Annotated in this window: 19 protein-coding genes and 2 pseudogenes; 14 read left to right on the forward strand and 7 right to left on the reverse strand. The window is 53.1% G+C overall.

Annotated elements, in window-relative coordinates:
* Positions 1 to 148 precede the first annotated feature (148 nt).
* The 5 genes from BLO43_RS12125 (at position 149) to cls (ending at position 4,316) form a co-directional block, all read left to right on the forward strand.
* Positions 149 to 652 carry a BCAM0308 family protein gene (locus tag BLO43_RS12125; protein ID WP_090907273.1) on the forward strand — a complete coding sequence of 168 codons (504 nt, stop codon included), beginning with the start codon at positions 149 to 151 and terminating at the stop codon, positions 650 to 652.
* Positions 653 to 770: 118 nt separating this feature from the next.
* Positions 771 to 1,220: a CBS domain-containing protein gene (locus BLO43_RS12130; RefSeq protein WP_090907303.1), complete on the forward strand. Its 450-nt coding sequence runs from the start codon at positions 771 to 773 to the stop codon at positions 1,218 to 1,220.
* Between the two features lie 153 nt (positions 1,221 to 1,373).
* Complete coding sequence (locus BLO43_RS12135; RefSeq protein WP_090907274.1) at positions 1,374 to 1,886, forward strand: Hsp20/alpha crystallin family protein; 513 nt, start codon at positions 1,374 to 1,376, stop codon at positions 1,884 to 1,886.
* Positions 1,887 to 2,024: 138 nt separating this feature from the next.
* Positions 2,025 to 2,498, forward strand: a complete 474-nt coding sequence (locus tag BLO43_RS12140; RefSeq protein WP_090907304.1) for a YbhB/YbcL family Raf kinase inhibitor-like protein — start codon at positions 2,025 to 2,027, stop codon at positions 2,496 to 2,498.
* A 453-nt stretch (positions 2,499 to 2,951) separates the two neighbouring features.
* Entirely contained in the window at positions 2,952 to 4,316 is a 1,365-nt protein-coding gene (gene cls / locus BLO43_RS12145) for a cardiolipin synthase (protein WP_090907305.1), read from the forward strand.
* Between the two features lie 18 nt (positions 4,317 to 4,334).
* On the opposite strand, the gene BLO43_RS12150 is transcribed toward cls, so the two are convergent.
* The 3 genes from BLO43_RS12150 to BLO43_RS12160 form a co-directional block, all read right to left on the reverse strand.
* Positions 4,335 to 5,357 (reverse strand): class I fructose-bisphosphate aldolase, encoded by a 1,023-nt coding sequence (locus BLO43_RS12150; RefSeq protein WP_090907275.1) that lies wholly within the window; start codon positions 5,355 to 5,357, stop codon positions 4,335 to 4,337.
* Between the two features lie 83 nt (positions 5,358 to 5,440).
* The gene (locus BLO43_RS12155; protein WP_090907276.1) at positions 5,441 to 7,588 is read right to left on the reverse strand and encodes a hypothetical protein; all 2,148 of its coding nucleotides are present in this window, start codon (positions 7,586 to 7,588) and stop codon (positions 5,441 to 5,443) included.
* Positions 7,589 to 7,705: 117 nt separating this feature from the next.
* The gene (locus tag BLO43_RS12160) at positions 7,706 to 9,634 is read right to left on the reverse strand and encodes a bifunctional diguanylate cyclase/phosphodiesterase (RefSeq protein WP_090907277.1); all 1,929 of its coding nucleotides are present in this window, start codon (positions 9,632 to 9,634) and stop codon (positions 7,706 to 7,708) included.
* A 151-nt stretch (positions 9,635 to 9,785) separates the two neighbouring features.
* Between BLO43_RS12160 and BLO43_RS12165 the strand changes: the two genes are divergently transcribed.
* From BLO43_RS12165 to BLO43_RS12180, 4 genes are all read left to right on the forward strand, one after another.
* Positions 9,786 to 10,709 (forward strand): histone deacetylase family protein, encoded by a 924-nt coding sequence (locus tag BLO43_RS12165; protein ID WP_090907278.1) that lies wholly within the window; start codon positions 9,786 to 9,788, stop codon positions 10,707 to 10,709.
* Positions 10,710 to 10,880: 171 nt separating this feature from the next.
* Positions 10,881 to 12,164: an ABC transporter substrate-binding protein gene (locus BLO43_RS12170; RefSeq protein WP_090907279.1), complete on the forward strand. Its 1,284-nt coding sequence runs from the start codon at positions 10,881 to 10,883 to the stop codon at positions 12,162 to 12,164.
* The gene (locus tag BLO43_RS12175) at positions 12,152 to 16,288 is read left to right on the forward strand and encodes a PAS domain S-box protein (RefSeq protein ID WP_090907280.1); all 4,137 of its coding nucleotides are present in this window, start codon (positions 12,152 to 12,154) and stop codon (positions 16,286 to 16,288) included. Before BLO43_RS12170 ends, BLO43_RS12175 begins: the two co-directional genes overlap by 13 nt.
* Before the next feature lie 264 nt (positions 16,289 to 16,552).
* Complete coding sequence (locus BLO43_RS12180) at positions 16,553 to 17,782, forward strand: EAL domain-containing response regulator (RefSeq protein WP_090907281.1); 1,230 nt, start codon at positions 16,553 to 16,555, stop codon at positions 17,780 to 17,782.
* An 80-nt stretch (positions 17,783 to 17,862) separates the two neighbouring features.
* On the opposite strand, the gene BLO43_RS12185 is transcribed toward BLO43_RS12180, so the two are convergent.
* Positions 17,863 to 18,231 (reverse strand): Mth938-like domain-containing protein, encoded by a 369-nt coding sequence (locus tag BLO43_RS12185; protein WP_090907282.1) that lies wholly within the window; start codon positions 18,229 to 18,231, stop codon positions 17,863 to 17,865.
* Positions 18,232 to 18,482: 251 nt separating this feature from the next.
* Between BLO43_RS12185 and BLO43_RS12190 the strand changes: the two genes are divergently transcribed.
* The 3 genes from BLO43_RS12190 (at position 18,483) to thrC (ending at position 22,634) form a co-directional block, all read left to right on the forward strand.
* Entirely contained in the window at positions 18,483 to 19,712 is a 1,230-nt protein-coding gene (locus tag BLO43_RS12190) for a pyridoxal phosphate-dependent aminotransferase (protein WP_090907306.1), read from the forward strand.
* A 92-nt stretch (positions 19,713 to 19,804) separates the two neighbouring features.
* Positions 19,805 to 21,121, forward strand: coding sequence for a homoserine dehydrogenase (locus tag BLO43_RS12195; protein ID WP_090907307.1), 1,317 nt, complete (start codon positions 19,805 to 19,807; stop codon positions 21,119 to 21,121).
* Between the two features lie 91 nt (positions 21,122 to 21,212).
* The gene (gene thrC, locus BLO43_RS12200) at positions 21,213 to 22,634 is read left to right on the forward strand and encodes a threonine synthase (protein ID WP_090907283.1); all 1,422 of its coding nucleotides are present in this window, start codon (positions 21,213 to 21,215) and stop codon (positions 22,632 to 22,634) included.
* Between the two features lie 218 nt (positions 22,635 to 22,852).
* Here thrC and BLO43_RS12205 read toward each other — a convergent pair whose 3' ends face one another.
* Entirely contained in the window at positions 22,853 to 23,131 is a 279-nt protein-coding gene (locus BLO43_RS12205) for a hypothetical protein (protein WP_090907284.1), read from the reverse strand.
* 200 nt (positions 23,132 to 23,331) lie between these two features.
* Positions 23,332 to 24,054, reverse strand: a complete 723-nt coding sequence (locus BLO43_RS12210) for an Npun_F0296 family exosortase-dependent surface protein (RefSeq protein WP_090907285.1) — start codon at positions 24,052 to 24,054, stop codon at positions 23,332 to 23,334.
* A 288-nt stretch (positions 24,055 to 24,342) separates the two neighbouring features.
* On the opposite strand from BLO43_RS12210, the pseudogene BLO43_RS17105 reads away from it, so the two are divergent.
* Positions 24,343 to 24,816, forward strand: a pseudogene (locus BLO43_RS17105) (transposase); the annotation flags it as partial.
* A gap of 120 nt (positions 24,817 to 24,936) precedes the next feature.
* Here the strand turns inward: BLO43_RS17105 and BLO43_RS12225 are convergent.
* Positions 24,937 to 25,095, reverse strand: a complete 159-nt coding sequence (locus BLO43_RS12225; protein WP_074634309.1) for a DUF3309 family protein — start codon at positions 25,093 to 25,095, stop codon at positions 24,937 to 24,939.
* Positions 25,096 to 25,234: 139 nt separating this feature from the next.
* Between BLO43_RS12225 and BLO43_RS16925 the strand changes: the two are divergent.
* Positions 25,235 to 25,460: pseudogene (locus BLO43_RS16925) on the forward strand (IS5/IS1182 family transposase); the annotation flags it as partial.
* Positions 25,461 to 25,519 lie beyond the last annotated feature (59 nt).

Here is a 25,519-nt window from a genome sequence, read left to right on the forward strand (position 1 = left end):
CATTCCTTGGGCTTGCGGACTTGATTTCGAGTATTCGTTTTCGTGTTTCGGTAGATGAAGCAACGCCTGTCTGTGATTCCGGTTATGGCGCTGGAATGATCGATTGCCGTGTGTAGAACGTAATATTTTTCATTCTGGGAGTATTGCAATGAGCACCGCAGGCAAGTTACCCGGCTTCCATCAAATTTCCCGTGATGACGGCCTCTTTCAAGAGCGTGTGCATGACACCTATAAAGCAAGACGCAAGCTGCCGGAGCCTACCATCTGCCCTCAATGCGGGGCCGTATTTCATGAAGGACGCTGGCAATGGGGCAGCGCCAACGCCGATGCACACCGGGAAACCTGCCCCGCCTGCCATCGCACGCATGATCATTTTCCTGCCGGGTTTTTAACCTTGCAAGGGGTGTTTTTTTTCGCTCATCGCGAGGAAATCATGCATCTTGTACACAATGTTGAAAAACGCGAACGAGCCGAACATCCGCTTAAGCGGATCATGGCAGTCGAAGAAGAAGATAACGCGACACTGGTAACAACGACTGACATCCATCTTGCCCGCGGCATTGGTGAAGCGTTACATCACGCTTATCAGGGCGATCTGGAGTTTCACTATAGCCCGCAAGAGTATCTGCTGCGCGTAAGGTGGGCGCGCTAAACAGGGTGGTAACAGGCTGACCAGACCGGGATCGATGGATTGCCATATTTCCGGCTGGCTTACCGGAACAGGCGTCATGCCATCCGGTATGAAATATTTAACTATATTGGAGGGCATCATGCCTGTCGGTGAAATCTGTAACCGCGATGTTGTTATCCTGAAACGTGACGATACCATTCTGGAGGCCGCCAAGCTCATGCGGCAGCATCATGTCGGTGATGTCCTGGTTGTCGAAGAGCGTGGTGGCGTTCAGGTTCCGGTCGGGATTGTTACCGACCGTGATCTCGTGGTGGAAATCATGGCCCCGGATCTCGACCAGAAAGTTATTACCGTAGGCGATATCATGGTGCGGGAACTGGTGACGGTGAATGAAAACATCGGGGTATTCGAAGCGATTCAATACATGCGCAGCAAGGCTGTAAGGCGATTGCCGATCGTAGATAAGAACGGTGGGTTGGTGGGTATTCTTACGCTCGATGATTTGTTGGAACTACTGTCGGAAGAGCTGCTCGCAATTGCCAAGCTGGTCAAATACCAGCGACAAAAGGAAACCAGGCGTCGTCAATAAGCAGGTCATGAGGGCGTGTCATGAAACCCGGAAATATTTTTCTTCCATGTTTATGAATCCGCCCCGTAGCGAACCCATCAAGAAAATGGCCGCCCGGTGGCGTAAAAAATATTGTGAATCATGATGTCAAATTGAAAACAAGCGGAGTAAGCCATGCTGGATTCTTTGAAACAGGCGGGAAAAAATATCGGTCGTGACTTGAGCCGTACTTGGGAGAATATTTCAGAAGGGTGGCGCGAACTCCTCAACCATAGCAGTGAAGCGCTGACTCAATTTACCCGGCATAAAAGTGAGGAGCCCGACGAGCATGGCGCTGGTGGCATGCGTCCCGCTTTCCCGCGCTGGAGCTTACTGGCGGGCGAAATGGAGGAAACGGACAAGGAGATTGTGGTGCGGGTGGAGCTACCCGGTATGGAGAAAGAAGACTGTCACATCACCATTGACGGCGGCATGCTCTATCTGCGCGGCGAGAAGCGTTTCGAGCGTACTACCCAGGACAGTACCTACCATGTCATGGAGCGTGCCTATGGGGCATTCCAACGTGCTATTCCGTTGCCGCGCAATGTGGATACGAACGACGCGCAAGCAAGCTATAAGAATGGTGTCCTGACCGTCAGGTTGCCGAAACTGGGCGGCGAGAAGGGAAGAACCATTCCCATATCGTAACGAATGGAAGCGGGGACTTATTTCATCCGGCGGTCGCGCGTTGGCATTGTTGCCGTCTCGCTGGGGATTGCCTTCATTTGTATCGTGGCGGGAGCGGCTGAAACAGGATCGCCCATCATCAAGAAGGAGAAAACCATCATGACCATGACCATTACCTCATCATCTTTTCCTCCTCTGGGAGTCATTCCCACTCGCCATACTTGCGAGGGCCATGATACTTCACCCGAACTTTTCTGGACAGAAATACCCGAGGGGACGAAGAGTCTGGTTTTAATCATGGATGATCCGGACGCGCCCGATCCGGCCGCACCTAAAAGAACCTGGGTGCATTGGGTGCTCTACAACATCCCGGTCAATACCAGCGGTTTACCCGAGGCCATTGCGGCAAGGGATCTTCCAACAGGAACCCTGGAAGGACTTAATGACTGGCAGCGCACCGGCTACGGTGGACCATGTCCGCCGATAGGCAGCCATCGCTATTTTCATAAGCTCTATGCGTTGGATACTGTATTGCCGGATTTGAATCAGCCCACCAAGGCAAAGCTGGAACAAGCGATGCAAGGGCATGTCATCGCCCATTCCGAGTTGATCGGGTTATATCAGAAGCGCTAATCACTCATTCGGTACCTCAAAGTATCGCGGGTACGATCGCGAGTCCGGTTGTTATCCCGACCACGACAGTAACATGCTTCATAGAGAACTCATGAAGCTCCCGGACGTGACGCATAGCAATTTCCCATCTTCCCCACGCTCGACTAAATACTTCAGGTAATTACCCGTCCTTCCGGCGATCCGTGGGGGACATCCATAGCCCGTTCCCCGTCAGCCCATTTTGCTTTTTGCGGCAGGCCTCCAAGTATGTCGAGAAACTTCACACTTCACGAGGTTCATGTCGGTAACTAGTTGACTGATCTGTTTTGGAACGATTCTTGCTTTTTCTACTCTGAATCTTCAGATTTAATTCCATAAATGAAACATGGATATTAATTCTCAAACAGGGAGTGTGAATTGGTGAAGCGTCCTGCAATGTAACCGGCAATATCAAAACTCGAGGAAATGGAATTCATGATGATTCAGAAGTGTGCGGGGGTACTGTGCCTGGTACTGCTGGCAGGCTGTGGTTCCCTGTCATTGCCGGATAGAATGGCACATACAACCCATGCGGTAAATGTAAATGGTGCGCAGGGTCCGCTTTCCGCCCGGAAGAGTGAAACAGTCCTGGCAGGACTGAAGAACGGTAGCCCCAAAACGAACATCTTTGACAGGCACCTTGCTCAAGTCGAGGAACTCATGGGAAGCCCGTTGATGACGGGCAACAAGGTAACGCTGCTGCTTGATGGCCCTGCTACCTACAAATCGATGTTTTCCGCGATACAGGGTGCGAAGAATCATATCAACATGGAAACCTACAGTATCGAGGATGATGAGATTGGTCACCGGTTCGCGGCTGCATTGATGGAAAGGCAAAAGAAGGGCGTACAGGTGAATTTTATATACGACAGCGTCGGATCGGGTGATACACCTAAAGAATTCTTCAAATCAATGATGGACAGCGGCATCAACGTACTGGAATTCAACCCCATTAATCCGTTGATGCTGCGCAAGAAATGGGAGGTGGGCCGCGATCATCGCAAGCTGCTGGTGGTTGACGGCCAGATTGCCTTTGTCGGCGGCGTCAATATTAGCAGTGTGTATTCCAGTGGGTCCTTCACCCGATCCAAACCGCGCACAACGGATACTCCACCGTGGCGCGATACTCATCTACGTATTGAGGGGCCGGTTGTCAGCGATTTCCAGAAATTATTTCTCGCGACCTGGGCCAAGCAGCAAGGTGAGCCGCTGGTGTCGAAATCCTTTTTCCCGCAGATAGGCAGCAGGGGTAATGAGGTGGTGCGTGCCATCGGCAGCTCGCCGGATGAGTCCTACAGCTCCATTTATGCTACGCTGTTATCCGCGATTAACAGCGCCGAGACCTATGCATATATTACAACCGCATATTTTGTCCCTGACCCGCAATTGCTGGCTGTATTGAAGGCCGCAGCTCAGCGCAATGTCGACGTGCGCTTGATGCTACCCGATAAAACGGATTCGAATCTGGTTTATTATGCTTCGCATTCCTACTACGATGAACTGCTGAGCGCCGGCGTGAAGATCTATGAGCGGGAAGATGCGTTACTACATGCGAAGACCGCACTGATAGACGGCGTTTGGTCTACCATAGGCTCAACCAATCTTGATTGGCTCAGTTTTCAGCATAATCAGGAAATCAATGCGGTGATTCTCGGGCAGGATTTTGGTGAGCAAATGAAAGCGATGTTCGAGAAAGATATCCAATCTTCCAGACTTGTCAGGCTTGAAAAGTGGCGCCAGCGTTCCATTGGCGTGCGTCTCAAAGAACTTGGTGCACGCCTGTGGGCCCGATGGATCTGATATCGGGCAAGTGATGAGTTATTTGTCCATTTCCATTGCCCGGTTATATTTTCCTTCTCGGGCCAAACCGTTTAATTGGCAACGCTTGAAGAATACCTTTTGTGCCATTGCCACATTGCTTTCTTTTCCATGCCAGGCGGCAAGAACGGGTGCCTGAAGCGCCCGTCCATAGGAGAAACTGAGTGGCCAGGGATACGATCCCATCGCATTCATGGCGTTCAGGTGGTCGGTGGCATCTTCCGCACTTTGGCCGCCGGACAGGAATACGATCCCGGGAACCGCCGATGGAACATAGCGTCGTAGACAACGAGTCGTAGCATCGGCAACCTGTCGCACGTTGGACTCGTGCGTACACTTCATCCCTGCGATCACCATATTTGGCTTGAGCAGAATACCCTCGAATATCACGCGGTGAGCATCAAGCTCGGCAAACAAAATCTCGAGCATATGCGACGTGACCACTTCACAGCGATCCATATCATGAGGGCCGTCCATGAGTACTTCCGGCTCCACGATGGGTACTATTCCCGCTTCCTGGCAGAGAGCAGCGTAGCGAGCCAGTGCGTGAGCATTTGCATGCAGGGCGTATGCCGAGGGGATATCATGTTGGTCAATTTGAATAACCCCGCGCCATTTCGCAAACTTCGCACCCAATTGCTTATACTCCGCAAGCCGCTCACGCAAGCCGTCCAGGCCCTCGGTGACCTGATCGCCGGAATACATCGCCAGCGCTTTCGCGCCTTTATCCACCTTGATGCCAGGGATAATTCCCCGGCTTGACAACAGTTCGGCGAAGGGAGTGCCATCGCGGGAACTCTGACGCAGGGTTTCGTCAAAGAGAATAACGCCACCGATATAACGCTCGATACCCTCGGCGGTGAAGAGCAGCTCACGGTATCGCCGGCGATTCTCTTCAGTCGACTCAAGCCTGATCGAGTCAAAACGTTTCTTGATGGTGGGATTGCTTTCATCTGCTGCAAGAATGCCTTTTTGTTGCGCGACGATGGCAGCAGCTACTGACTTGAGTTCATCAACGTTCATTGAGCGATTCTCCGAAGAAGGTGAAATTCATTTTTAGAGACAATAAAAAACGTGCGCCGTGGGTGCATGCCCGTCTATCCTTGCTACTGAATGGGAGCAGTCCCAAAGATTCCCATGAACCATAAGCCGATCAAGGCCCCAATGATACCCGCGATCAAGAGGTAATAAGGCCATACCGGTTTCTTTTCCTCGAATGGATCGGTCAGTGAGCGTCGTGCGCCTTGCGGCAAATGAGCGAGCTTGGTCAACGACGTGCCAAAGGGAATATTGATGCGTGCCCGCGCGTTGATCGCCCAGCCGTTCGCATCCAGGACCGGGCCCAGGTTGCGTTTCTTTAACTTGAACCAGGCTACAATCATGGCCGGTCCCGAAATCAGCAACATCAGGCCGAATATGGCCAAGGGTATCTGCCAGAATTTCAATCCCAGTATTCCGCCGACCAGTGAAGCAAGAATGCCGCCGATAGCGCCCAGCGCCAGTCCTATCGCGGCAAAAATCCCGGCGAATTTGCCTACATCGAAAGGGGGTTTGGGCGGTGGAGGGGGCGTGCCGGCTGCTACCGGCGTGCCGGTCTCCACCGCTGCCTTGATCAGCTTCTCATCCGCGGCGGCAGCCCTCGATGAGGCCAGTTTTTGGAGTTGCTCGCTAATGAACTTGATCAGTTTTTTATACGGCGACCAGAATGCCTGCCGGATGCTGATCGGATGGTCGAGGATGCGCACAATGGTGGCGTCCCAGTCCTGGCCTTTCCGGTCATAGAAAATGCCATTTCGGCCGGCCATGAGAAAATCAGAATCGCCGGCGGTAAAGGCGGCGGCAATACTCATTTTTTCTGCGCCACCGTTGCGCACACAATCGCAATAAGCCAGATACAGGCCGCTCATATTGGCAAACTCCGCATGCTTGCCTATATCCTCAACCCTGATACATAAGTCGCAGCTGCGCCCATCCAGGTACAGTGTACCCAGCTGGAATATCGCTTTATCTCGCCCGGTGTAGAAGCTGCGGAACGATACGAAATTATTGACCAGATTGAACAAATCACGGTTATAGTGCAACAATTTTTCCACCGAGCGGATTGCCTTTACCTCGGTTTCCACCGCCTTGTCCTGACCAATTAAATTATCGATTGCCTGCTTATGCTTGCTGACGAAAATCTCGCGCAAGCGCTCCCCGCCCAGTTCCTCCGCTGAACAGGCCGGTTTAGCACTTTGCCATGCGTCAAACGCCGTAAACTTGACGCAAAGCGCCGCCCACTCTGCCGCGAAAAGGCTGTCTTTTCTGCCAAATAATGGAACAATGGCTTGCTCATACAGGGCGTCCACCTGTTTCTGCCAGGCGGGATTCACACCGGAGATTAATGGCAGAGGTTTGTCGGGTTCCACCGTCGCCAGCGGAAAATTTGCTATATCGGTGTTTTGCGCCGATAACGTTTGCGCAGCGATATTCTGATAATCCTCCGCTGAACGGCTTAATGGTACCGCTGCGCGCGCATCATAAGCGGCCAGTTGGCAGCGCGTAAAGTAGTCGCCGACCTTGTCCCGGATGGCGTGAAAAGCGTCGGCGGCCGCTTGCGTCTTCTCGCCCAGAAACCGGATATCGGCATCGCCGTTCGCACTCGCCTGCCAATCCGCATAGGCGGTAACTTCGGCAAAGAAGGCATCGCTGATTTCCTGATTAATGCCCGGGTTCCCGCTTAAGTCGGCAACCGAGCCGCGATACTTGATGATGTCTTCAACCGTCTTACGCAATCCCGCATCCGCGATCTGGCCGGTATGAATCACGCCATCGCCGTTGAATTCCAGACCCGCGACAAATTTCTCGATGTCGGCCATGTCCGCAAGGGAAATCTCTGTCGCATCAGCTTTATCCAGACATTTGAGAATGTACTGCGCTGAGACGATTACCTGTTGCCCTTCTTCACTGCTATCGTCTATATCGGCCAGGGCCACGGAATCCGAACCTTTGACCAATAGATCGGCGTTTTTCAGCAAACCGCCTGCCCAGCCGATGGCTGAGAGGATCTCATTCGCATGCACATGTGCATCCGCATCATGGTCGATCAAGTCGAGCGTTTTGTTGTCGAACTCTATCCCGCGTGTCGGACAACTCAATGCCACCCATAGCTTCTGATCCAGTTCCTTCAAAGCCAGCAGATCTGCCCCACTATCAATTTGCACCTGATCGAAACCGCCTGCCCGGAAAAAATGCCATGTATGTGAGGAAGCCATGATCTATCCTTATGGTTGATGGGAGGTGCGAAACGGTAGAGTATAGGAAAGTTATAGCTATGTATTTAAATATATCAAGATAAATTGGGACGGGTGATGCCTGGAACCGTGAGGAATTTACTTCACGCCGGGCCCGGTAACGCCATCCAGGCCCAGCCTTATCAATGTCTTCTGTTCAGCCTCGTTTTGTACGGCAACGGCAATGACGATGATACCAATACTGTGGGCCAGACCGCATAAACCTTTCAGGAACCTCTGATTATTCTTTTTCTGATTGATGCCGCGTACGAAGCTGGCGTCGATCTTGAGATAGTCGAGGCCGAGATCCGTGAGTTTCTGGAATTCGCGGAAATGGTGGCCAAAGTGCTCTATGCCAATACGGCAGCCGAGTTCCTTGAAGGTACGGCAGAAGTCACGGAAAGCTTCAAGCTCGCGGAAAGCGCCGTATTCCGGTACCTCAAGCCAAAGCCGTCGACATAGTTGTGGATATTGGCTCAGTAGCTGCGCGAGTTTGTTGCGGAAACCCCAATCGCTTATGGTTTCAATGGAGAGATTGACCGCGAGTTCACCGGCTTGGGATTGCAAGGGTTCGAGGGCGTGGCGAATGACATTCAGATCGACGGGTCCCGTGAGATTGAGGCGAGCGGCGATGGCGATGAAATCGCTTGCGGCCAGCCAGTCTCCATCACGCTGGGCCTGGAGACGGATAGCGGCTTCCTGATGCAGTTGCGCCCCGGCCGGATCAATCACGGGGTGAAACACCAGCTTGAAGCGGTCTTCATTCAATGCATCATTGAAGATATGGCGCCAGTCACCGATATTGGCGGCAGGCATAAGAGAATTTCCGGATTGCCCGGTGATAACGTGCCAGGCATTGATACCCTGCCTCTCGGCAGTGGCCAGCGCAGTATCGGCGTTAGCAAGAAGCTCATCTGTTTTGTCGCCATGTTGATAACGGATAGCGCCGATGTGGCAGAAGTCGGCAATTTCACCATCAGTCTGTGGCGACAGTGCAGTGAGTTCCAGGGTCAGTTGACTTGCGAATTGACCGGCATTATCGATATTTGGAATGATCAGCACAAAATCCGACCCGTTCAAACGGGCGGCCAGACGATCCGACGTCTCGCTGGCAACGTTTCCTAGAAGCGAGCCGATCTGACAAAGCAGATTGTTAGTCCCGGTGTGACCAAGTTTCCGGTTAATTTCCGCCAGATTGTTGAGGCGTATGATCAAAAGGATACCGCTTTGTGCATCGCCTGGGGCGGACTCTTCGCCAGGCAATATGCTACGGAGATGGCTCATGAAGTAGTCACGGTTGGCCAGGCCGGTAACGGGATCATGATGGATTTGCTTGTGCAGGGCTTCCAGTCGCGAAGTCTCCTCGATAAACCTGTTATGCAGGCGTCTTACCAGATCATTTATGGCGCGGGCGATACTACGCAGCTCTGGTATGCGGGGTTCGGAGATGGTGAGGAAGCGCCGTTCCGTAATTGCCTCGGCTTGGCCGACCATCGCGGCCAGTGGCCGCTTGATGCGATGCAATATCAGCATGCCGATGAGTCCGCTGAGGGCGCCTGCCATCAGAAACCAGATTATCAGTGCTTCAGTTTGCTCCCAAAGCGCCTGGTGGGCGAGGTGAGTGTGACTGACCACCTTGACGACGCCAAACTGCATCCAGCTGTCCGAAATTTGGGCACGGCCTGCTTCGGCCTGTATGGGAAAGAGATCAACAAACCATCCGGGAACAGTGGTGTCTACCCGGTCTTGTGCCCGTTCAGCGACTACTGTGCCATCGGGAGAGGTAATCGAAATAGTCTCATACTGGCCGCTATCGAAAAGTGCCGTAATCTGCAGCCCGATCGTAGTGGGATCTTTGCTCAGTTGAGATATGGAAAGCGCGAGGGAATTGGCGCTATCGATATTTTTTCGATGAAGTTGCTGTTCAAGATAGCTTCGCGTGCTTTGCATGCTTACAGCAAAGCTGCCGATAAAACTCGTTAGAGTAACCAGTATAACGGCCAGCCAGAGTTGTCGAAAAAGAGACATTGAACGCCTGATTTTTTTATTTGTTGAAGTTAAAGCGGATTCTGTCTCAATACGCCGGGTAATATGAGGCAAAGGTTATCACGGAGTGGGCAGTAGTTTCAATTTTGAGCTGCGGCCACCCCCTTTTAGAACAGGAGATTACCGATTACGTATGCGTACCGCTTTCATTTCCCATCCCGATTGCCTGCTGCACCATATGGGACCCTATCATCCTGAACGTCCGGCACGGCTCAAGGCCATTGAGGATGAACTGGCCGCTTCCGGTCTGATGGATCGGCTGGAGCGTCATGTTGCGCCGTTGGCAACATTCGAACAATTGAAACGCGTGCACACGCCAAAGTATATCGCTTCATTGGCTGCCGCGGCGCCCGCCACCGGGTTCGCGTATCTTGATCCGGATACGGCAATGAATCCGTACAGCCTGGCTGCGGCTTATCGTGCCGCGGGGGCGGTGATTCTGGCGGCTGACCTGGTGATCGGTGAGCATGCGGAGAATGCTTTTTGCTGCGTTCGCCCACCGGGTCATCATGCGGAGCGTAACCGGGCAATGGGTTTTTGCCTCATTAACAATATCGCAGCGGGCGTCGCCCATGCCATTCGAGCGCATGCTTTGGAACGCGTGGCGGTAGTGGATTTCGATGTGCATCACGGTAACGGTACCGAGGATATTTTTCGAAACAATCCGCGAGTCATGATGGTTTCCATTTTTCAGCACCCATTTTATCCTTACGGCGGTGTTACGGGCCGTTCCGGGCGCATGGTCAATATCCCGCTGGCAGCCGGTAGCAACGGCCATGCATTCCGTGCGGCAGTGAATGAATTCTGGTTACCGGCGCTCAAAAGATTCAAACCGCAGATGTTGTTTATTTCCGCCGGCTTTGACGCGCATCAAGATGATGATCTTGCTTCGTTGAATCTGTTGGAAGCCGATTACGCATGGGTAACAGAAAGAATCAGGGAGATTGCGCATGAATATGCCAACAATCGGATCGTATCGGCTCTGGAAGGGGGATATGCGTTACCTGCATTGGGACGAAGTGTGGCGGCCCATTTGAAGGTTCTGAACGAACCCTGACCCGGATCGCCGTCCTGAAATCGTCGAGAGAGATATTTCTTTCAGGATTTATTCCGTAAGACGGCCATTGTGTCTATGATAAAAAGGGGTAGTATTGAAATTATCTATCTGATTATTGGGTTGTGGGTTGTTTGAAGGGCGAGTTTTATCGTACAGGGAAGATTAAGCTTGATGGGCAGCTATAAAACGCGCGTTCTCCTTATTTTCCTCGCCATCCTCCTGGTTGCCAGCGTCATGATATGGCGACAGCACTCGGCTGCGGAGCTGAGTATCAAGATCGGGGTGCTGCACTCCCTGTCGGGTATCCTGGCACCGAGTGAGAAACCCTTGGTGGATGCACTCCAGCTAGCCATTGAGGAGGCCAATGCGGTGGGGGGGGTCAATGGCCGGAAGATCGAGGCTGTGATAGTCGATTGCCGCTCCGATCCGGTTTATTGCGCCGAGCAGGCGGAGCACCTGATCACCAAAGAGCAGGTGCAGGCGCTGTTTGGCTGCTGGACATCGGCCTGTCGCAAAGCGGTGAAATCGGTCGTGGAAAAACATGACCACCTGCTCTTTTACGCCCTGCAGTATGAAGGAATGGAGCAGTCGCGTGAGGATATGAGACAGTCGCTCAATATCCTCTATGGCGGCGCTGCGCCCAACCAGCTGATGATGCCGGCGGTGCATTGGGCACTGAGTCATCTCGGCAAGGCGAACGACCGTAACAAACGCGGTAAGCGAATCTATCTGGTGGGATCGGATTATATCTTTTCGCGCGTGGTGCACATTCTCATAAAGGACCTGCTGGCCGCACATGGTGCGGAAGTGGTAGGGGAGCGATATCTGCCTTTGGGTCACACCGATATGGGGGAGCTGGCGGCGGATATCCTGGGTCAGCGGCCGGATATGGTGTTGACCACCATCAATGACACCGACAATGCCGGGTTCTTTCGGGCGATCGCCAAAAGCGGAATCGTTCCCGATGAGATACCCGTCCTGTCGTTCAGTGTTACCGAGGTGGGACGGACCGCTCAGGATTTTCAGACGATGACGGGCCACTATGCCGCGCGAAGTTATTTTCAAAGTATTCCGTCACCCAAGAATCAAGCTTTCGTGAACCGGTTCCGCGACCGTTTCGGTCAGCATGCCGTGATCGACGGGCCCATGGAAGCCTCTTATGTCAATATGCAGATATGGATCAACTCCGCACTTGAGGCGGGTTCCGGGGACGTGGCCCAAGTGCAGCGCACACTCCTGCGCCAGAGCCTGCCCGCGCCCGAAGGGGTGGTATCAGTCGATCCCATCACACACCATGTATGGAAGGTAGCGCGCGTCGCCAAAGCTCGCGATGACGGCCAATTCGATGTTGTCTGGGAATCGGGGCGGCCACTTGAGCCGGCGCCATTTCCCACCTACCGGTCGCGCGAAGAGTGGAATCAGTTGCTTGGCGCTGTTTCGGGGTGGGAACCGTGAAATTCACCTCCCTCACGCAGCGTTTCGCGGTGTGGTTCATGGGTTTTTCGTTGCTGCCTATCCTGATTATTGGTTACAGTCTGCTGCGCACTTTCGAGATCGAGATGCAGAAAACGGCCATTCAGCAAGTTTCGGCCATCGCAGACATGAAAGCGGAACAGATCGACAGCTATCTGCGTGAACGCCTTCTCGATGCCAGGGTTATACAGACCGATAGCGCCATACGTGCGGCCATGCGCGAATTTACCCAGGTATATGCCCGGGGCGGGGTGAAATCCGAGGCCTATCGTCAACTGGATGCTCGATACCGTGAGCAATTCAAACGTTTTGTCGAGGAAGCGGATTATTATGATCTGTTTCTGATTTCCCCCGAGGGCTTAATCGTCTATACCGACGCCCATGAATCAGATTTCGCCACCAGCCTGATCACTGGTAAGTATCGAAACAGCGGCCTGGGTGTTGTGACGCGCGAAGCGCTGGATACGCTGCAGAACGGCGTCTCGGACTTTGAGCACTATGAGCCGTCACGCGGCAGGATTGCGGCTTTCATGGCATTTCCCATCGTGGTTGAGGGGAAACTCGAAGGCGTACTGGCGCTACAGATCTACAGTGAACGCGTGTTTCAGGTGGTGCAGGACAATGTGGGGCTGGGGGCGAGTGGTGAAACCGTGCTAACCCGGCTTTTGAACGAACGTACCGCGCTGGTGATGGCTCCATTGAAACATGCACCCAATGCGGCGCTGGAACTCAAGATACCCCTGAATAATGCGCCGTTCTCGGTGGTCACTCAAAGTGGTCTGCATGGTGAGCGTGGAGGCGGCCTGAAAATGGATTATCGCGGCAAGGAGGTGGTCGCGGCGTGGCGGTATCTGCCTCGCATGAACTGGGGCATCGAGGTCAAGATGGATGCGGACGAGGTATTTGCTTTCCTGCAACGGGTGCGCACGCTCAGTTTGCTGATTCTCGGTCTGACGCTCTTCGCCACCATCCTGGGCGCAATCTTGTTTAGCCGGCGTGTTGTCACTACGCTGAAGAATCTCAGCCATAGTGCCCAGCACATCGCCGCGGGTAATCTGCAGCAGCGTGTGCCGGTGGTGGGATGGGACGAGATCGGACAACTCGCCAGCACTTTCAATACCATGACGGAACGTCTGAATGCCAGCAACCGGGAAAGGGAAGGCGCTGAAAACAATCTTCGACAACTCAATCAGGAGCTGGAAAATAGAGTCGCGGCGCGTACCGCCGATCTGGAGCTTGCCAATGCAGCCCTGATCAGCAAGGAGGAAGAAACGCGCTCCATCGTCGAACATATGATGGATTGCATTATTACTATCGACGATAAAAGCATCATCCGCTCCGTCAACCCTGTTATCGAAAAACTCTTTGGTTACACCCGCGATGAAGTGATCGGCCAGAATATTTCCCTGATTATGCCCGAACCCCATCGTAGCGCACATGATGGCTATGTCGAACGGTATTTCCGGACCGGACGCGGCCGCTGCGAATTCGATCACATTCTCACACTTGAAGTCGAGGGACTGCATAACATCGGCATGGGCCGTGAAGTTGTAGGCCGGCACAAGAATGGCGAACCCATTGATCTATACGTCGCGGTCAGCGAATATTTCGTCGGGGGGAAGCGCTATTTCACAGGTATTCTGCGTGACATCCATGAGCGCAAGCAGGTGGAGCAGGCTTTGCGTGGAAGCGAACAACGTTTGCGGGCCATTGTGGATAATCTGGCTGCCCTTGTCGGCGAAACGACACCCGACGGCGTTTTTGTGGAGATCAATCGTACCGCCCTGGAAGTGGGCGGTCTGCGGAGCCAGGACGTCATCGGCAAGCGGCTCGATGAAACATGGTGGTTCTCGTATAACCCGGAAGTGCAGAAACAAACTCGTGAGGACATTGATCGGGCGCAGGGTGGTGAGATAGTGCGTCGCGATGTCGAGGTGCGCATTGCCAACGGCGGTCTCATGACGATCGATTTCATGCTTGTGCCGGTCCGTGACACCGAAGGCCGGGTGGTCAAATTGATACCTTCAGGTGTTAATATCAGCGAAAGGGTCCGCATCATGAAGGATCTGGAGCAGGCCCGGCTGGATGCTGAACAGGCCAACCAGGCTAAATCGATTTTTCTTGCAGCCATGAGCCATGAGATACGCACGCCCATGAACGGTGTGATCGGTATGGCGGATGTGTTGCAGCAAACCAGCCTCAGCGGCTATCAGATGGAAATGGTCGATCTGATCCGTGAATCGGCTTTTGCCCTACTGGAAATCATTGACGATATTCTTGATTTTTCCAAGATCGAGGCGGGCCGGCTGGAAATTGAAGAAGCACCCATGTCGGTCGTGAATGTGGTGGAGAAGGCTTGCAACATGCTCGAAAGCCTGGCTTCAAGAAAAGGAGTGGAACTTACCTTATTCCTTGATCCGGCGATTCCCGATGAAGTTCTGGGCGATGCGCTGCGCTTGCGTCAAGTCCTGGTCAACCTCGCCAACAACGCCATTAAATTTTCCAGTGGGCAGCATGAAGCGGGCCGGGTGTCGGTACGCGCGTTATTGGCGGGTCATAGCCTGGATCAGGTAACGGTGGAGTTTCAGATATCCGACAACGGCATTGGCATGAACGAGGAGACCCAGGGGCGGCTCTTCACCTCTTTCACTCAGGGGGATGCCTCCACGACGCGCCGGTTTGGCGGCACCGGACTGGGATTGGCGATTTCTCATCATCTGGTGCAATTGATGGGGGGAGAAATTACAGTGCAAAGTGCACTGGGCAAGGGCTCCATTTTCACCGTGCGTTTATCCTTCGTGCCACTGCCAGCCAAACCCATCAGTGCCAAAGTTGTGGATCTGGCCGGGGTTTCCTGTCTGGTACTGGGCGACGAGAAGGGATTGAGCGACGATCTGGCGGTATATCTGAAACACAGTGGCGCAACCGTTGAGCGCGTAACGGATCTGGCGGCGGCCCGGAAACGAATCGATACGCTGCCATCCGGTTTATGGTTGCTTGTCATCGACGCCGGACATGATGTGCCACCCGTCGAGGAATTGCGTGCCGCCTGCCGTTCCCGGCCCGATCTCGATCCGCACTTCGTGGTCCTTGAGCATGGACATCATCAACCCGACATCGAGCCCCGTTTCGTTGTAATCAGGCGTGGACGCCGCCGTCATGAGCGCTCCGAAGCGGTGGATACCGTTACGCTGGATGGCGACGTCATGCATCGCGACGCTTTTCTGCGGGCCGTGGCGATCGCGGCAGGGCGGGTCCATGAGGAAGCGGAAGCACAGCAGGCTGACAAGGTCGAGGCGGTGGTTGCGCCATCGCGCGAGAAGGCCATGCGCGAAGGCACGTTGATCCTGGTGGCTGAGGACAACGAAATCAACCAGAAAGTGATTCGTCAGCAGCTCTCGCTGCTTGGTTATGCAGCGGATATCGCCGGAGACGGCCAGGAAGCGTTGAAGCGCTGGGAGAGCGGCAACTATGCGCTGCTGCTTACCGATCTGCATATGCCGGAAATGGATGGCTACCAATTGACTGCAGCCATTCGTCACGCCGAGCAAGACAAGACTCGAATTCCTATCATCGCGTTCACCGCCAATGCTCTCAAGGGGGAGGCCGAGCACTGCCGCGCCGTTGGCATGGATGATTACCTGAGCAAGCCTGTGCAGCTTGCCCACTTGAAAGCGGTATTGCATAAATGGTTGCCGGTTCCAAAATCAGGTGCCCAGGCGCCTGTGGTGGCCACTGCCCCTGTCACGCCAGCGGCTGCGGATAGATCAATGGATGTGAGCGTTCTCGAAGCGCTTGTGGGGAACGACCCAGCGGTGATTGACGAATTCCTGCGGGACTTTCGTGCCAGTTCCGCCCGAATAGCGGCGGATTTGCGTGCTGCTTCGCAGGCGGGAGAAGCGGCAACGGCCGGCGCGGCAGCCCACAAACTTAAGTCATCGGCTCGTTCGGTCGGCGCACTGGTGCTGGGCGACCTGTGTGCCGAGATGGAAAAAGCGGGGAAGGCGGGTGACATTGAAGCAGTGAAGGCGCTGTTACCCCGCTTCGAATCGGAATTGGCCGTCGTGAATAGGTATATTGATTCGTCGCACGGAACCTCTAAGTGAGCTTCCGGAATATTGCAAGCAGGGTGCCACGGCGGCCGGTGGTCTCGGGGATGGCGAGAAAGGCGAGGATGCGAATGGCGGATTCCCTGCGCTATGAACTGACAATGCAGGCTATCCACAAAACACCATCCCAGCCGGATTGCTGGTAAAATCAGGTGCTTACCACGCTTATCGCGGTGCGCTCCCGGCATTACAGGCAAGCTGAGCCATACGGCAAGGTTACGCGGATATTTTTCCGAATAACGATCCGAAGGAAAAAATACTATGATTGAAAGATCCGCAGTCAGGATTCTGGTGCTTGACGATGAATCCTTCATGCTCAAGCTGCTGAGCCGTATTCTGTCCAATCTGGGGTTTACTTCGGTCACGCTTTGCGATAGCGGGCGAGCCGCCCTGGAGCGAATAGGAGATACGGATTCGCACCCCAATCTGATATTGCTGGATCTCAACATGCCGGAGATGGATGGAATAGAGTTCGTGCGGCATCTGGTTGGGCGGCACTATACCGGTAGCCTCATCCTGGTGAGCGGTGAGGACGAACGCATATTGCAGACCGCTGAAAAACTGGTACAGGCGCATAAAATTCAGATACTGGGTCACCTGCACAAGCCCGTCAAGCCGGATACGTTAGCTGCGCTACTCGAGAAATGGACGCCTCCGTCCACGGATGGACCCGGAATAACGAAGAAAGCTTACGGGCCAGACGAGTTGCGAGCCGCCATCGACAATGGGGAGCTTGTCAATTACTACCAGCCCAAGGTGGCGGTAGCGAGCGGTGAAGTGGTGGGCGTGGAGACGCTGGTCCGGTGGCGTCATGCTGTCGACGGCATCGTATTCCCCGATCAATTCATCGGGGTGGCCGAAGCCTCTGGCCTGATCGACGAGCTGACGCAAGTGGTATTCACCGGAGCAGTGACCCAGGCCAAAGCCTGGCAGCAAGCGGGGCTGGCATTGCGGGTAGCGGTCAACGTATCAATGGATAATCTGGCATCGCTGAGTTTTCTGAATTTCGTTGCCGAACTTACGGCCAAGGTCGGCGTGGCGCCCCAGGATATGGTGCTGGAAGTGACGGAAAGCCGGTTGATGCTGGATACACGGGCTCCGCTCGAGATACTGACCCGATTGCGCTTGAAGCGTTTCCGTCTCTCAATCGATGATTTCGGCACCGGGCACTCTTCTTTGGCTCAGTTGCGCGATATTCCCTTCGATGAACTCAAGATCGACCAGGGTTTTGTGCATCGCGCCTGGGCCGACGAAACATTGCGGGCAATGTATGATGCGAGCTTGTCCTTGGCGAGACAACTGGGTATGGAAGTCGTGGCCGAAGGCGTTGAAGACCGGAACGATTGGGATCTTCTGTACCGTACGGGATGCGATCTCGCTCAAGGGACTTTTATGTCGCGACCCATGCTGGCCACAGATCTGCCCGCCTGGATCGAGAGCTGGCGGGAGCGGGTGCGAAACGAGTTGTCCGTTCCTGCTGTCCAGGAATAAACCTGAAATCCGGTAAATCCTGAAGAGGATACCTGAGTCGCCGGCAGCGTGTCCAGGATGAGCTTCTTATTCAGGAATGGCTAAATAAGCAGCGCTGCCGCTACACGCCGTCCTTCTGCCGTCAGTATGTTGTAAGTGCGGCAGACTGCGTTGGTATCCATGACTTCCACGCCGATTTTTGATGCGATCAGCGTTTTTGTCAGGGAAGGGTGGGGAAAGCGCAAGGTGGCTCCTGTCCCGAACAATACCATTTCAGGCTGCAATGGGAGCAGAAGTTCGAAGTGCTCCGCTGTAAGCTGCTCAAAGGTTGCAGCTTCCCAGTTTTCAAGGATACGGTCGGGCAAAATGATCAGACTGCGCTCGTAGCGCGTCTGATTGACCATGACATATCCGGTTCCATAACCGGTGAACATATTTTGTTCGGAAAATCCCGAAAGATGCAGCTTCAAGCAAGGCTCCATTTGCGACGGATTGACGTGTCGGGTAACATTACATGTTTTTTGTATTGCAATAAAGCGGAAACATTAGACGGGACTCGGGAATTTTTCAAGACTTCCTGGAATGATGCCGTAAGAGACTGAATAAAAGATAGCAAACCTGGCGCTGAAACCCTGTTATCGCGACGATCTTTACCGGTGCTTTATAGGACTATTTCGCGGATCAGTTCGTGAACCATTTTGCGGATCAGCCTTCTCAAATCATGCAACCTATACTGAAATCCAGCAAACTGGCGAATGTGTGTTACGACATACGCGGTCCGGTGCTCGACCACGCCAAGCAAATGGAGGAGGAAGGGCATCACATAATCAAGCTCAATATCGGCAATCCGGCGTTATTTGGTTTTGATGCGCCTGCGGAAATTCTGCAGGATGTCATCTACAATCTGTCTGCCGCTTCGGGCTATTGCGATTCCAAAGGCTTGTTCGCCGCACGCAAGGCGATTATGCATTACACGCAGGAGAAGCATATTCACGATGTGCGGATGGAGGACATCTACATCGGCAATGGCGTTTCCGAGTTGATCGTGATGGCCATGCAGGCATTGCTGAACAGCGGCGATGAAGTGCTGATTCCATCACCTGACTATCCGCTATGGACAGCGGCGGTTGTTTTGGCGGGCGGCACAGCGCGGCATTATGTATGCGATGAGCAAGCCGGCTGGTTGCCGGATCTGGACGATATTCGCGCCAAGATTACGCCGAACACCCGCGCCATTGTCATTATTAATCCCAATAATCCTACCGGTGCGCTTTATCCGGACGATTTGTTGCGTGAGATCATTGAGATTGCCCGCCAGCACCACCTTATCATCTACGCGGATGAAATTTACGATAAAGTACTGTACGACGACGCGACGCATACTTCGATTGCTTCATTGGCCGATGACGTTCTTTTCATCACCTTAAACGGGTTGTCGAAGAACTATCGGGCAGCGGGATTTCGTTCCGGTTGGGCAGTGGTTTCAGGAAAAAAACAGTTTGCCCGTGATTATATTGCGGGGCTGACCATGCTGGCCTCGATGCGCCTGTGCGCGAACGTGCCCTCGCAGTTCGGAATTCAGACTGCGCTCGGTGGCTATCAGAGCATTAATGACCTGGTTATGCCGACCGGGCGGCTTATGCGCCAGCGTGATCTGGCCTGGAAATTGCTGACTGATATTCCCGGCGTTACGTGTTTCAAGCCGAAGGCCGCGATGTATCTGTTTCCGCGTCTGGACCCGGAGATGTACCCAATCGAAAACGATCAGCAGTTTGTGCTGGATTTGCTGATAGAAGAGAAGGTGCTGCTAGTGCAGGGCAGCGGTTTCAACTGGCCATATCCGGATCACTTTCGCGTGGTATTTTTGCCGAATAGTGACGATCTTAGCGAGGCGATAGGCCGCATCGCAAATTTTCTTGGGCGATATCGCAAGCGTGCCGGGCGTGAGTAAGCCTGAAAATAGACAGAAACATGGTGGGAGAAGACAAGATGTCCCGCCGCATACCCGCTTATCAACCCATCCGCTCATTTAATCCATTCATTATGAAACCCATCAATGTAGGTCTATTAGGTATCGGCACGGTCGGCGGTGGTACTTTCACGGTACTCAAACGTAATCAGGAAGAAATTACCCGCCGCGCCGGGCGAGGCATCGTCATCCGGATGGTTGCCGATCGTGATGTGGAGAAAGCGCGCAGGATCGCGGGTGACGATGTCATCATTACCGCCGATGCGAACGAAGTCGTAACAAACCCGGACATCGACATCGTGGTTGAGTTGATCGGCGGTTATACCATCGCAAAGGAACTGACGCTGAAGGCCATCGAAAATGGCAAACATGTCATTACCGCCAATAAGGCATTGCTGGCTTCGCACGGTACGGAAATTTTTGCCGCCGCGCAGAAAAAGGGCGTAATGGTTGCGTTCGAGGCGGCGGTGGCGGGCGGCATCCCCATCATCAAGGCGCTGCGCGAGGGCTTGACCGCCAACCGCATTGAATGGATTGCCGGAATCATTAATGGCACAAGCAATTTCATCCTGTCGGAAATGCGCGATAAAGGGCTGACGTTCGACACTGTGCTGAAGCAGGCGCAAAAACTGGGTTATGCCGAAGCTGATCCAACTTTTGACGTCGAAGGGATCGATGCTGCGCACAAACTCACTATCATGGCCGCAATCGCTTTCGGCATTCCCATGCAATTCAACAAGGCTTATACCGAGGGCATCACAAGATTAACCCGTGAGGATATCCGGTATGCGGAGGAATTGGGCTACCGCATCAAGCTATTGGGCATTACCCGGCGTACGGCCAAAGGCATCGAGTTGCGCGTCCATCCCACACTGATACCCGCGCGGCGGTTGATTGCCAATGTGGAAGGTGTAATGAATGCTGTTGTGGTGAAAGGCGATGCGGTGGGCGCTACCTTGTATTATGGCGCGGGGGCGGGTGCCGAACCCACCGCCAGCTCCGTCGTGGCGGACCTGGTGGATGTTACCCGCATGCACACCGCCGATCCAAAACACCGCGTTCCTCATCTCGCTTTTCAGCCCGACCTGCTGTCGGACACACCTATCCTGGCGATGGAGGAAGTGGAAACCTCATACTATCTTCGATTGCGAGTGATGGATAAACCGGGGGCATTGGCCGATATCACCCGCGTCCTTGCCGATCTGGGCATTTCCATTGACGCAATGGTGCAGAAGGAGCCCAGCGAGGGAGAAGATCAGGTGGATATCATTATGCTTACCCATTTGGCGATAGAAAAAAATATAAATGCTGCAATCGCCAAAATCCAGAAACTTCCATTGATGACCGGTAAAGTGACACGCATCCGGCTCGAAGAGTTGAATAGTAAATAATATACGGATACCTCCGGAATTTGCTTCCAAGCATGAACAAAGAATATTAGCGCGGAAAACATTCTTTGTTCTTTTCTTTTTGTGGTGAAAAATGCGTTACATTTCAACTCGCGGCGGCATGCCGCCAAAAAAATTTTCCAAAATTCTCCTGGCCGGCCTGGCGCCCGACGGAGGGCTGGCGATGCCCGAAACCTATCCGGAAATCAGCCCGGCCGGATTGGAAGAATTGCGCGGCTTGAGTTATCAGGAGCTTGCGTTTGAGATAATTTCCCGTTTCGCGGATGATATTCCCGCCTCTGACTTGCGCAGCATCATTGCGCGTGCCTATACCGCTGAGTTATTCCAGAGTGAGGAAATTACTCCGCTTAAAACGCTGGAGCCGGGATTGCACATTCTGGGGTTGTCCAATGGGCCTACGCTGGCATTCAAGGATATCGCCATGCAATTGCTGGGCAATCTGTTCGAGGATGCGCTGGCTAAAACAGGTGAAGATCTCAACATCCTTGGCGCCACTTCCGGCGACACCGGGCCCAGCGCGGAATACGCCATGCGCGGCAAACGCGGCATCCGTGTATTCATGCTGTCGCCGCAAGGGAAGATGAGTCATTTTCAGACTGCGCAAATGTTTTCCTTGCAAGATCCAAATATTTTCAATATCGCCATTCGTGGCGTATTCGACGATTGCCAGGATATTGTCAAGGCAGTCAGCAATGACTATGCGTTCAAGCAAAAATACCATATCGGCACGGTCAACTCGATAAACTGGGCGCGGATTGCAGCGCAGATCGTGTATTACTTCAAGGGTTATTTTGCCGCCACCCGTTCAAACACGGAACAGGTATCGTTTGCGGTGCCATCAGGTAATTTTGGCAATATTTGTGCGGGCCATGTGGCGCGCATGATGGGGTTGCCGATCAGGAAATTGATACTTGCCACCAATGAAAATGAGGTACTGGATGAATTTTTTCGGACCGGCTGCTACCGTCCGCGTGCCACGGCGGAAACGATGCATACCAGCAGCCCCTCGATGGATATTTCCAAGGCTTCCAATTTCGAGCGTTTCATTTTTGACCTGACCGGGCGGGATACGGCCAAGGTGAAAGAACTCTGGCGTTCGGTGGATAAAGGGGGTGCTTTCGACCTCGCTGGTACACTCTTATGGGAAAAAGTAAAGGACTTTGGCTTTGTATCGGGAACCAGTAATCATGCAGCACGCATCGCCACGATACGCAAAATCCAGGAGCGATACGGCGTACTGGTGGATCCTCATACGGCTGACGGTTTGAAAGTGGGGTTGGAACATCGCGAAGAGGGTGTGCCGCTGATTTGCCTGGAAACCGCGCTGCCGGTCAAGTTTTCCGAGAGCATTATCGAGGCAATTGGGCATGAACCAGCGCGCCCGGCGGGATATGAAAACCTGGAAAACCTGCCGCAACGGTACGTGGTGATGAATGCCGATGCGGATGCGGTCAAGGCATTTATTGTCGAGCAGACCTCGGGAATCTCTGGGTAAATCCAGTATCGACACTAATCAAAACTCGAATCCGGCAGTCGGACGGGGCGGAGGTACAGGAGTAAGGTGTTGCGAGCAACGCTGCCATGCGCCGTAACAACCGTGCAATTCGCCCTGTAGCAGGCTCAACTGAAAGGCAAGAGTCAAACAGCATAAAACATTTGTCATTAGTCCTAGGGCTAACCTGATACATGAGCGGTCAACCGCCGGATTCAGGTTTAATGCTTCTGCTCATCCAATCCGTTAATATTATTGGCTAATACGCCGATAAGATTCTTCATTCCGTCAATTAATAGTTTGAGTTGCGCTTCACTAGGCTCGGCGCCCTCAAGAATAGTTAACATTTGATCCTGCGGTATTTCTCCGTACAATGCCTGATGATGAGCAAGATTCAAGGCAAGTAATCGGGTGCATTCGGCAAGCTGCTCTTTTGTAGAGCGCTCAATCAAGTCATCAGCCAGTTTATAGTAACGTTCAAACGTTGATAGGTCAGTCATTACGCTTACTTCTTATGAAGGTTTATCACTTCAAACTTACGTACAATAAGAAAAAAACGCCGGCGCTAGAGAGGAAAGTAAAAGGTAAGAACATCCCGTGAAGAGTTCTGAGCGACAAGCCTTTCCAGCAAACGGAATGGACTGGAGTTCCTGGACAAGATCCGAGAGCAGCCTGCCTTCAGTCTGTAAGATCGTCTTAATTATGTAGCCCTGCGACGAGCCATTCCACCTACCATGGCAAGTCCGGCCAACAACATGGCATAAGTTTCCGGTTCCGGAACTGGCGAGATACTCATCAGATCAGGAGGATTTACGGCCAGCGCCACATTATCGAACTCGAATCCGTACCTTGTGCTTGAGGCAACCACTCTATTAAAGGGGGTGTCGGAATTGATGTTTACATAGTGTGTGCCAGTAGCCCCCTGATTGCCATTGGCCATGCCATCAACATCAAGACCGGTGAATTTAAAAAGCAGGGTAGTGCCATCATAGAAAGACAGCGTGTTGTAATCGTCAACCGAGCCCCACAGCAGGCCAAAATACTGGTGATATTTATCCAACTGCAGGGTGACCTGTCCGATGCCGGTAGTCAGATATTGGGTTTGGTCCAGGCCATTAGCCTGAGGATTGCCAAATGATGCGCCATTGCCACTCGAAATGAAGGGTGCCACATACCGCCCCGGAACATACGGAAGGGTGGCCGTGCCGGCGCCCGTGCCACTGAACGTTACCGCGATGCCTCTGGCGCTGAGACCGCCTGTGGTTGCGAGACTATCAAAACTCTCATATACGCCTGCACCAACAGGCACGCCACCCACCGAAGCGCTAAGCGTCGCGGCCGCCATGCTGGCAGACGACGCCATAGCAGCGCCAAAGGCAAAAGCCACTACTCCCGCATAGAACCTGATCGCTTTATTTAACATCTTGAATCTCCCGTCTATTTATTTGAATGTTGCTACGTATACAACGGCAACTCGATATGGTTTGCTTCATATGCCTATAAGCAAAGAACATGCCACAATAGAAGGTGCATATATTCAAATGCTTAATTAAATTATCTGTATGCACATCTAAAAATATGCAAACTCCTTCGACATGGACCAAAGTACTAGGAGCCTTCCGCAACCTTAAAAAGAACAAAGAGCTGGCCCCCGGGAATTTGAACAAACGTATAAGTGGAGAATCTGCTGGGCTTTGATATGAAGTAGAAAATGACAAAAAGAGTAAGACGAACGCACTCGGCAGTGTTCAAAGCCAAGGTGGCGCTGGCGGCTATGGCTGGTGGATAAGACGCTGGCCGAGCTGGCACAGCGGTTTGAAGTGCATCCCAACCAGATTGCGGAGTGGAAACGGCAACTTAGCGAGCGAGCGGCCGACGTATTTGGTGGGACCACTGTGACTGAGCCGCCGGTTGATCTGAAGGTATTACATGCCAAGATTGGTCAGCTGACGCTGGAGAATGATTTTTTAGAAGGCGCGCTCAACAAGGTGGGATTGCTGAGCGCAAAGCGATGATAGACGGCAACCACGTGCTTTCGATCAGTCGTCAGGCTCAATTGGCCGGCATCAGCCGGGGCAGCGTGTACTATCTGCCCAGACCGGTAAACTTTTCTGTCCAGAAGCTCATGCGCCGCATTGACCAATTGCACCTGGAGCACCCGTTCATGGGCGCACGCATGCTGCGATTAGTTGAACAACAATCTAAAGGGACATCGACGCAAAATCTATGAGTCTGACCTTGTTGATTCTGCTGTTTCGCGATCTCGATCGAATGTCCATTGACCGCAATCTGTTCTCTTACGCCACTATATGTATCCCAACAGAACCAGAATCAGCACGATTAACATCACCAATCCGATCCCTATACTCGGACCATAACCCCACTTGGCGTTACGACTCGAAGTCCGAATTATTGCCACAAGCGCAAATATCAACAAGATCCAAAGAAGGGTTTTCAGAGTCAATTGTTTCTCCTCGTTTTGATTTACATCCGAGTTTCTTGCAAAACCCCCCGCTTGAGCGTGATTAACTGGCGAATGGAGTAGAGATGGGCGGCCATTGCTGGCAAGATGGAGTTTCTGAATACTTCATCTATACGCCCACATGAATACTAAGCAACGAAACGGAATCATACAACGGTGGCGAGTGGTTCAGCATGAGTTGATACCTGAATTGAAATTGGAAGTGAGTTCGCTGACACCAAAGCTGGAGAAGGTGATTCATACGCTGGAATGGGTGCGGATCGAAGAATTCGTCGAATCGGCCTGGTGCGGTGTGGGGTCGGCCGCCGCATAATCGGGGTGCCTTGGCGAGCGCGTTTGTAGCCAAACGGTATTGGGCTTGATGACGACAGAGGCGTTGACCTATATCTATTGATCTATGGGGTCA

This window comes from Nitrosospira sp. Nsp13 (genome assembly GCF_900101945.1).
GTDB lineage: Bacteria > Pseudomonadota > Gammaproteobacteria > Burkholderiales > Nitrosomonadaceae > Nitrosospira > Nitrosospira multiformis_D.

Excerpts from the sequence above, each read along its gene's own strand:
- BLO43_RS12125 (WP_090907273.1), top strand. The coding sequence starts at position 149 with ATGAGCACCGCAGGCAAGTTACCCGGCTTCCATCAAATTTCCCGTGAT.
- BLO43_RS12130 (WP_090907303.1), top strand. The coding sequence starts at position 771 with ATGCCTGTCGGTGAAATCTGTAACCGCGATGTTGTTATCCTGAAACGT.
- BLO43_RS12135 (WP_090907274.1), top strand. The coding sequence starts at position 1,374 with ATGCTGGATTCTTTGAAACAGGCGGGAAAAAATATCGGTCGTGACTTG.
- BLO43_RS12140 (WP_090907304.1), top strand. The coding sequence starts at position 2,025 with ATGACCATGACCATTACCTCATCATCTTTTCCTCCTCTGGGAGTCATT.
- cls (WP_090907305.1), top strand. The coding sequence starts at position 2,952 with ATGATGATTCAGAAGTGTGCGGGGGTACTGTGCCTGGTACTGCTGGCA.
- BLO43_RS12150 (WP_090907275.1), bottom strand. The coding sequence starts at position 5,357 with ATGAACGTTGATGAACTCAAGTCAGTAGCTGCTGCCATCGTCGCGCAA.
- BLO43_RS12155 (WP_090907276.1), bottom strand. The coding sequence starts at position 7,588 with ATGGCTTCCTCACATACATGGCATTTTTTCCGGGCAGGCGGTTTCGAT.
- BLO43_RS12160 (WP_090907277.1), bottom strand. The coding sequence starts at position 9,634 with ATGTCTCTTTTTCGACAACTCTGGCTGGCCGTTATACTGGTTACTCTA.
- BLO43_RS12165 (WP_090907278.1), top strand. The coding sequence starts at position 9,786 with ATGCGTACCGCTTTCATTTCCCATCCCGATTGCCTGCTGCACCATATG.
- BLO43_RS12170 (WP_090907279.1), top strand. The coding sequence starts at position 10,881 with ATGGGCAGCTATAAAACGCGCGTTCTCCTTATTTTCCTCGCCATCCTC.
- BLO43_RS12180 (WP_090907281.1), top strand. The coding sequence starts at position 16,553 with ATGATTGAAAGATCCGCAGTCAGGATTCTGGTGCTTGACGATGAATCC.
- BLO43_RS12190 (WP_090907306.1), top strand. The coding sequence starts at position 18,483 with ATGCAACCTATACTGAAATCCAGCAAACTGGCGAATGTGTGTTACGAC.
- BLO43_RS12195 (WP_090907307.1), top strand. The coding sequence starts at position 19,805 with ATGAAACCCATCAATGTAGGTCTATTAGGTATCGGCACGGTCGGCGGT.
- thrC (WP_090907283.1), top strand. The coding sequence starts at position 21,213 with ATGCGTTACATTTCAACTCGCGGCGGCATGCCGCCAAAAAAATTTTCC.
- BLO43_RS12205 (WP_090907284.1), bottom strand. The coding sequence starts at position 23,131 with ATGACTGACCTATCAACGTTTGAACGTTACTATAAACTGGCTGATGAC.
- BLO43_RS12210 (WP_090907285.1), bottom strand. The coding sequence starts at position 24,054 with ATGTTAAATAAAGCGATCAGGTTCTATGCGGGAGTAGTGGCTTTTGCC.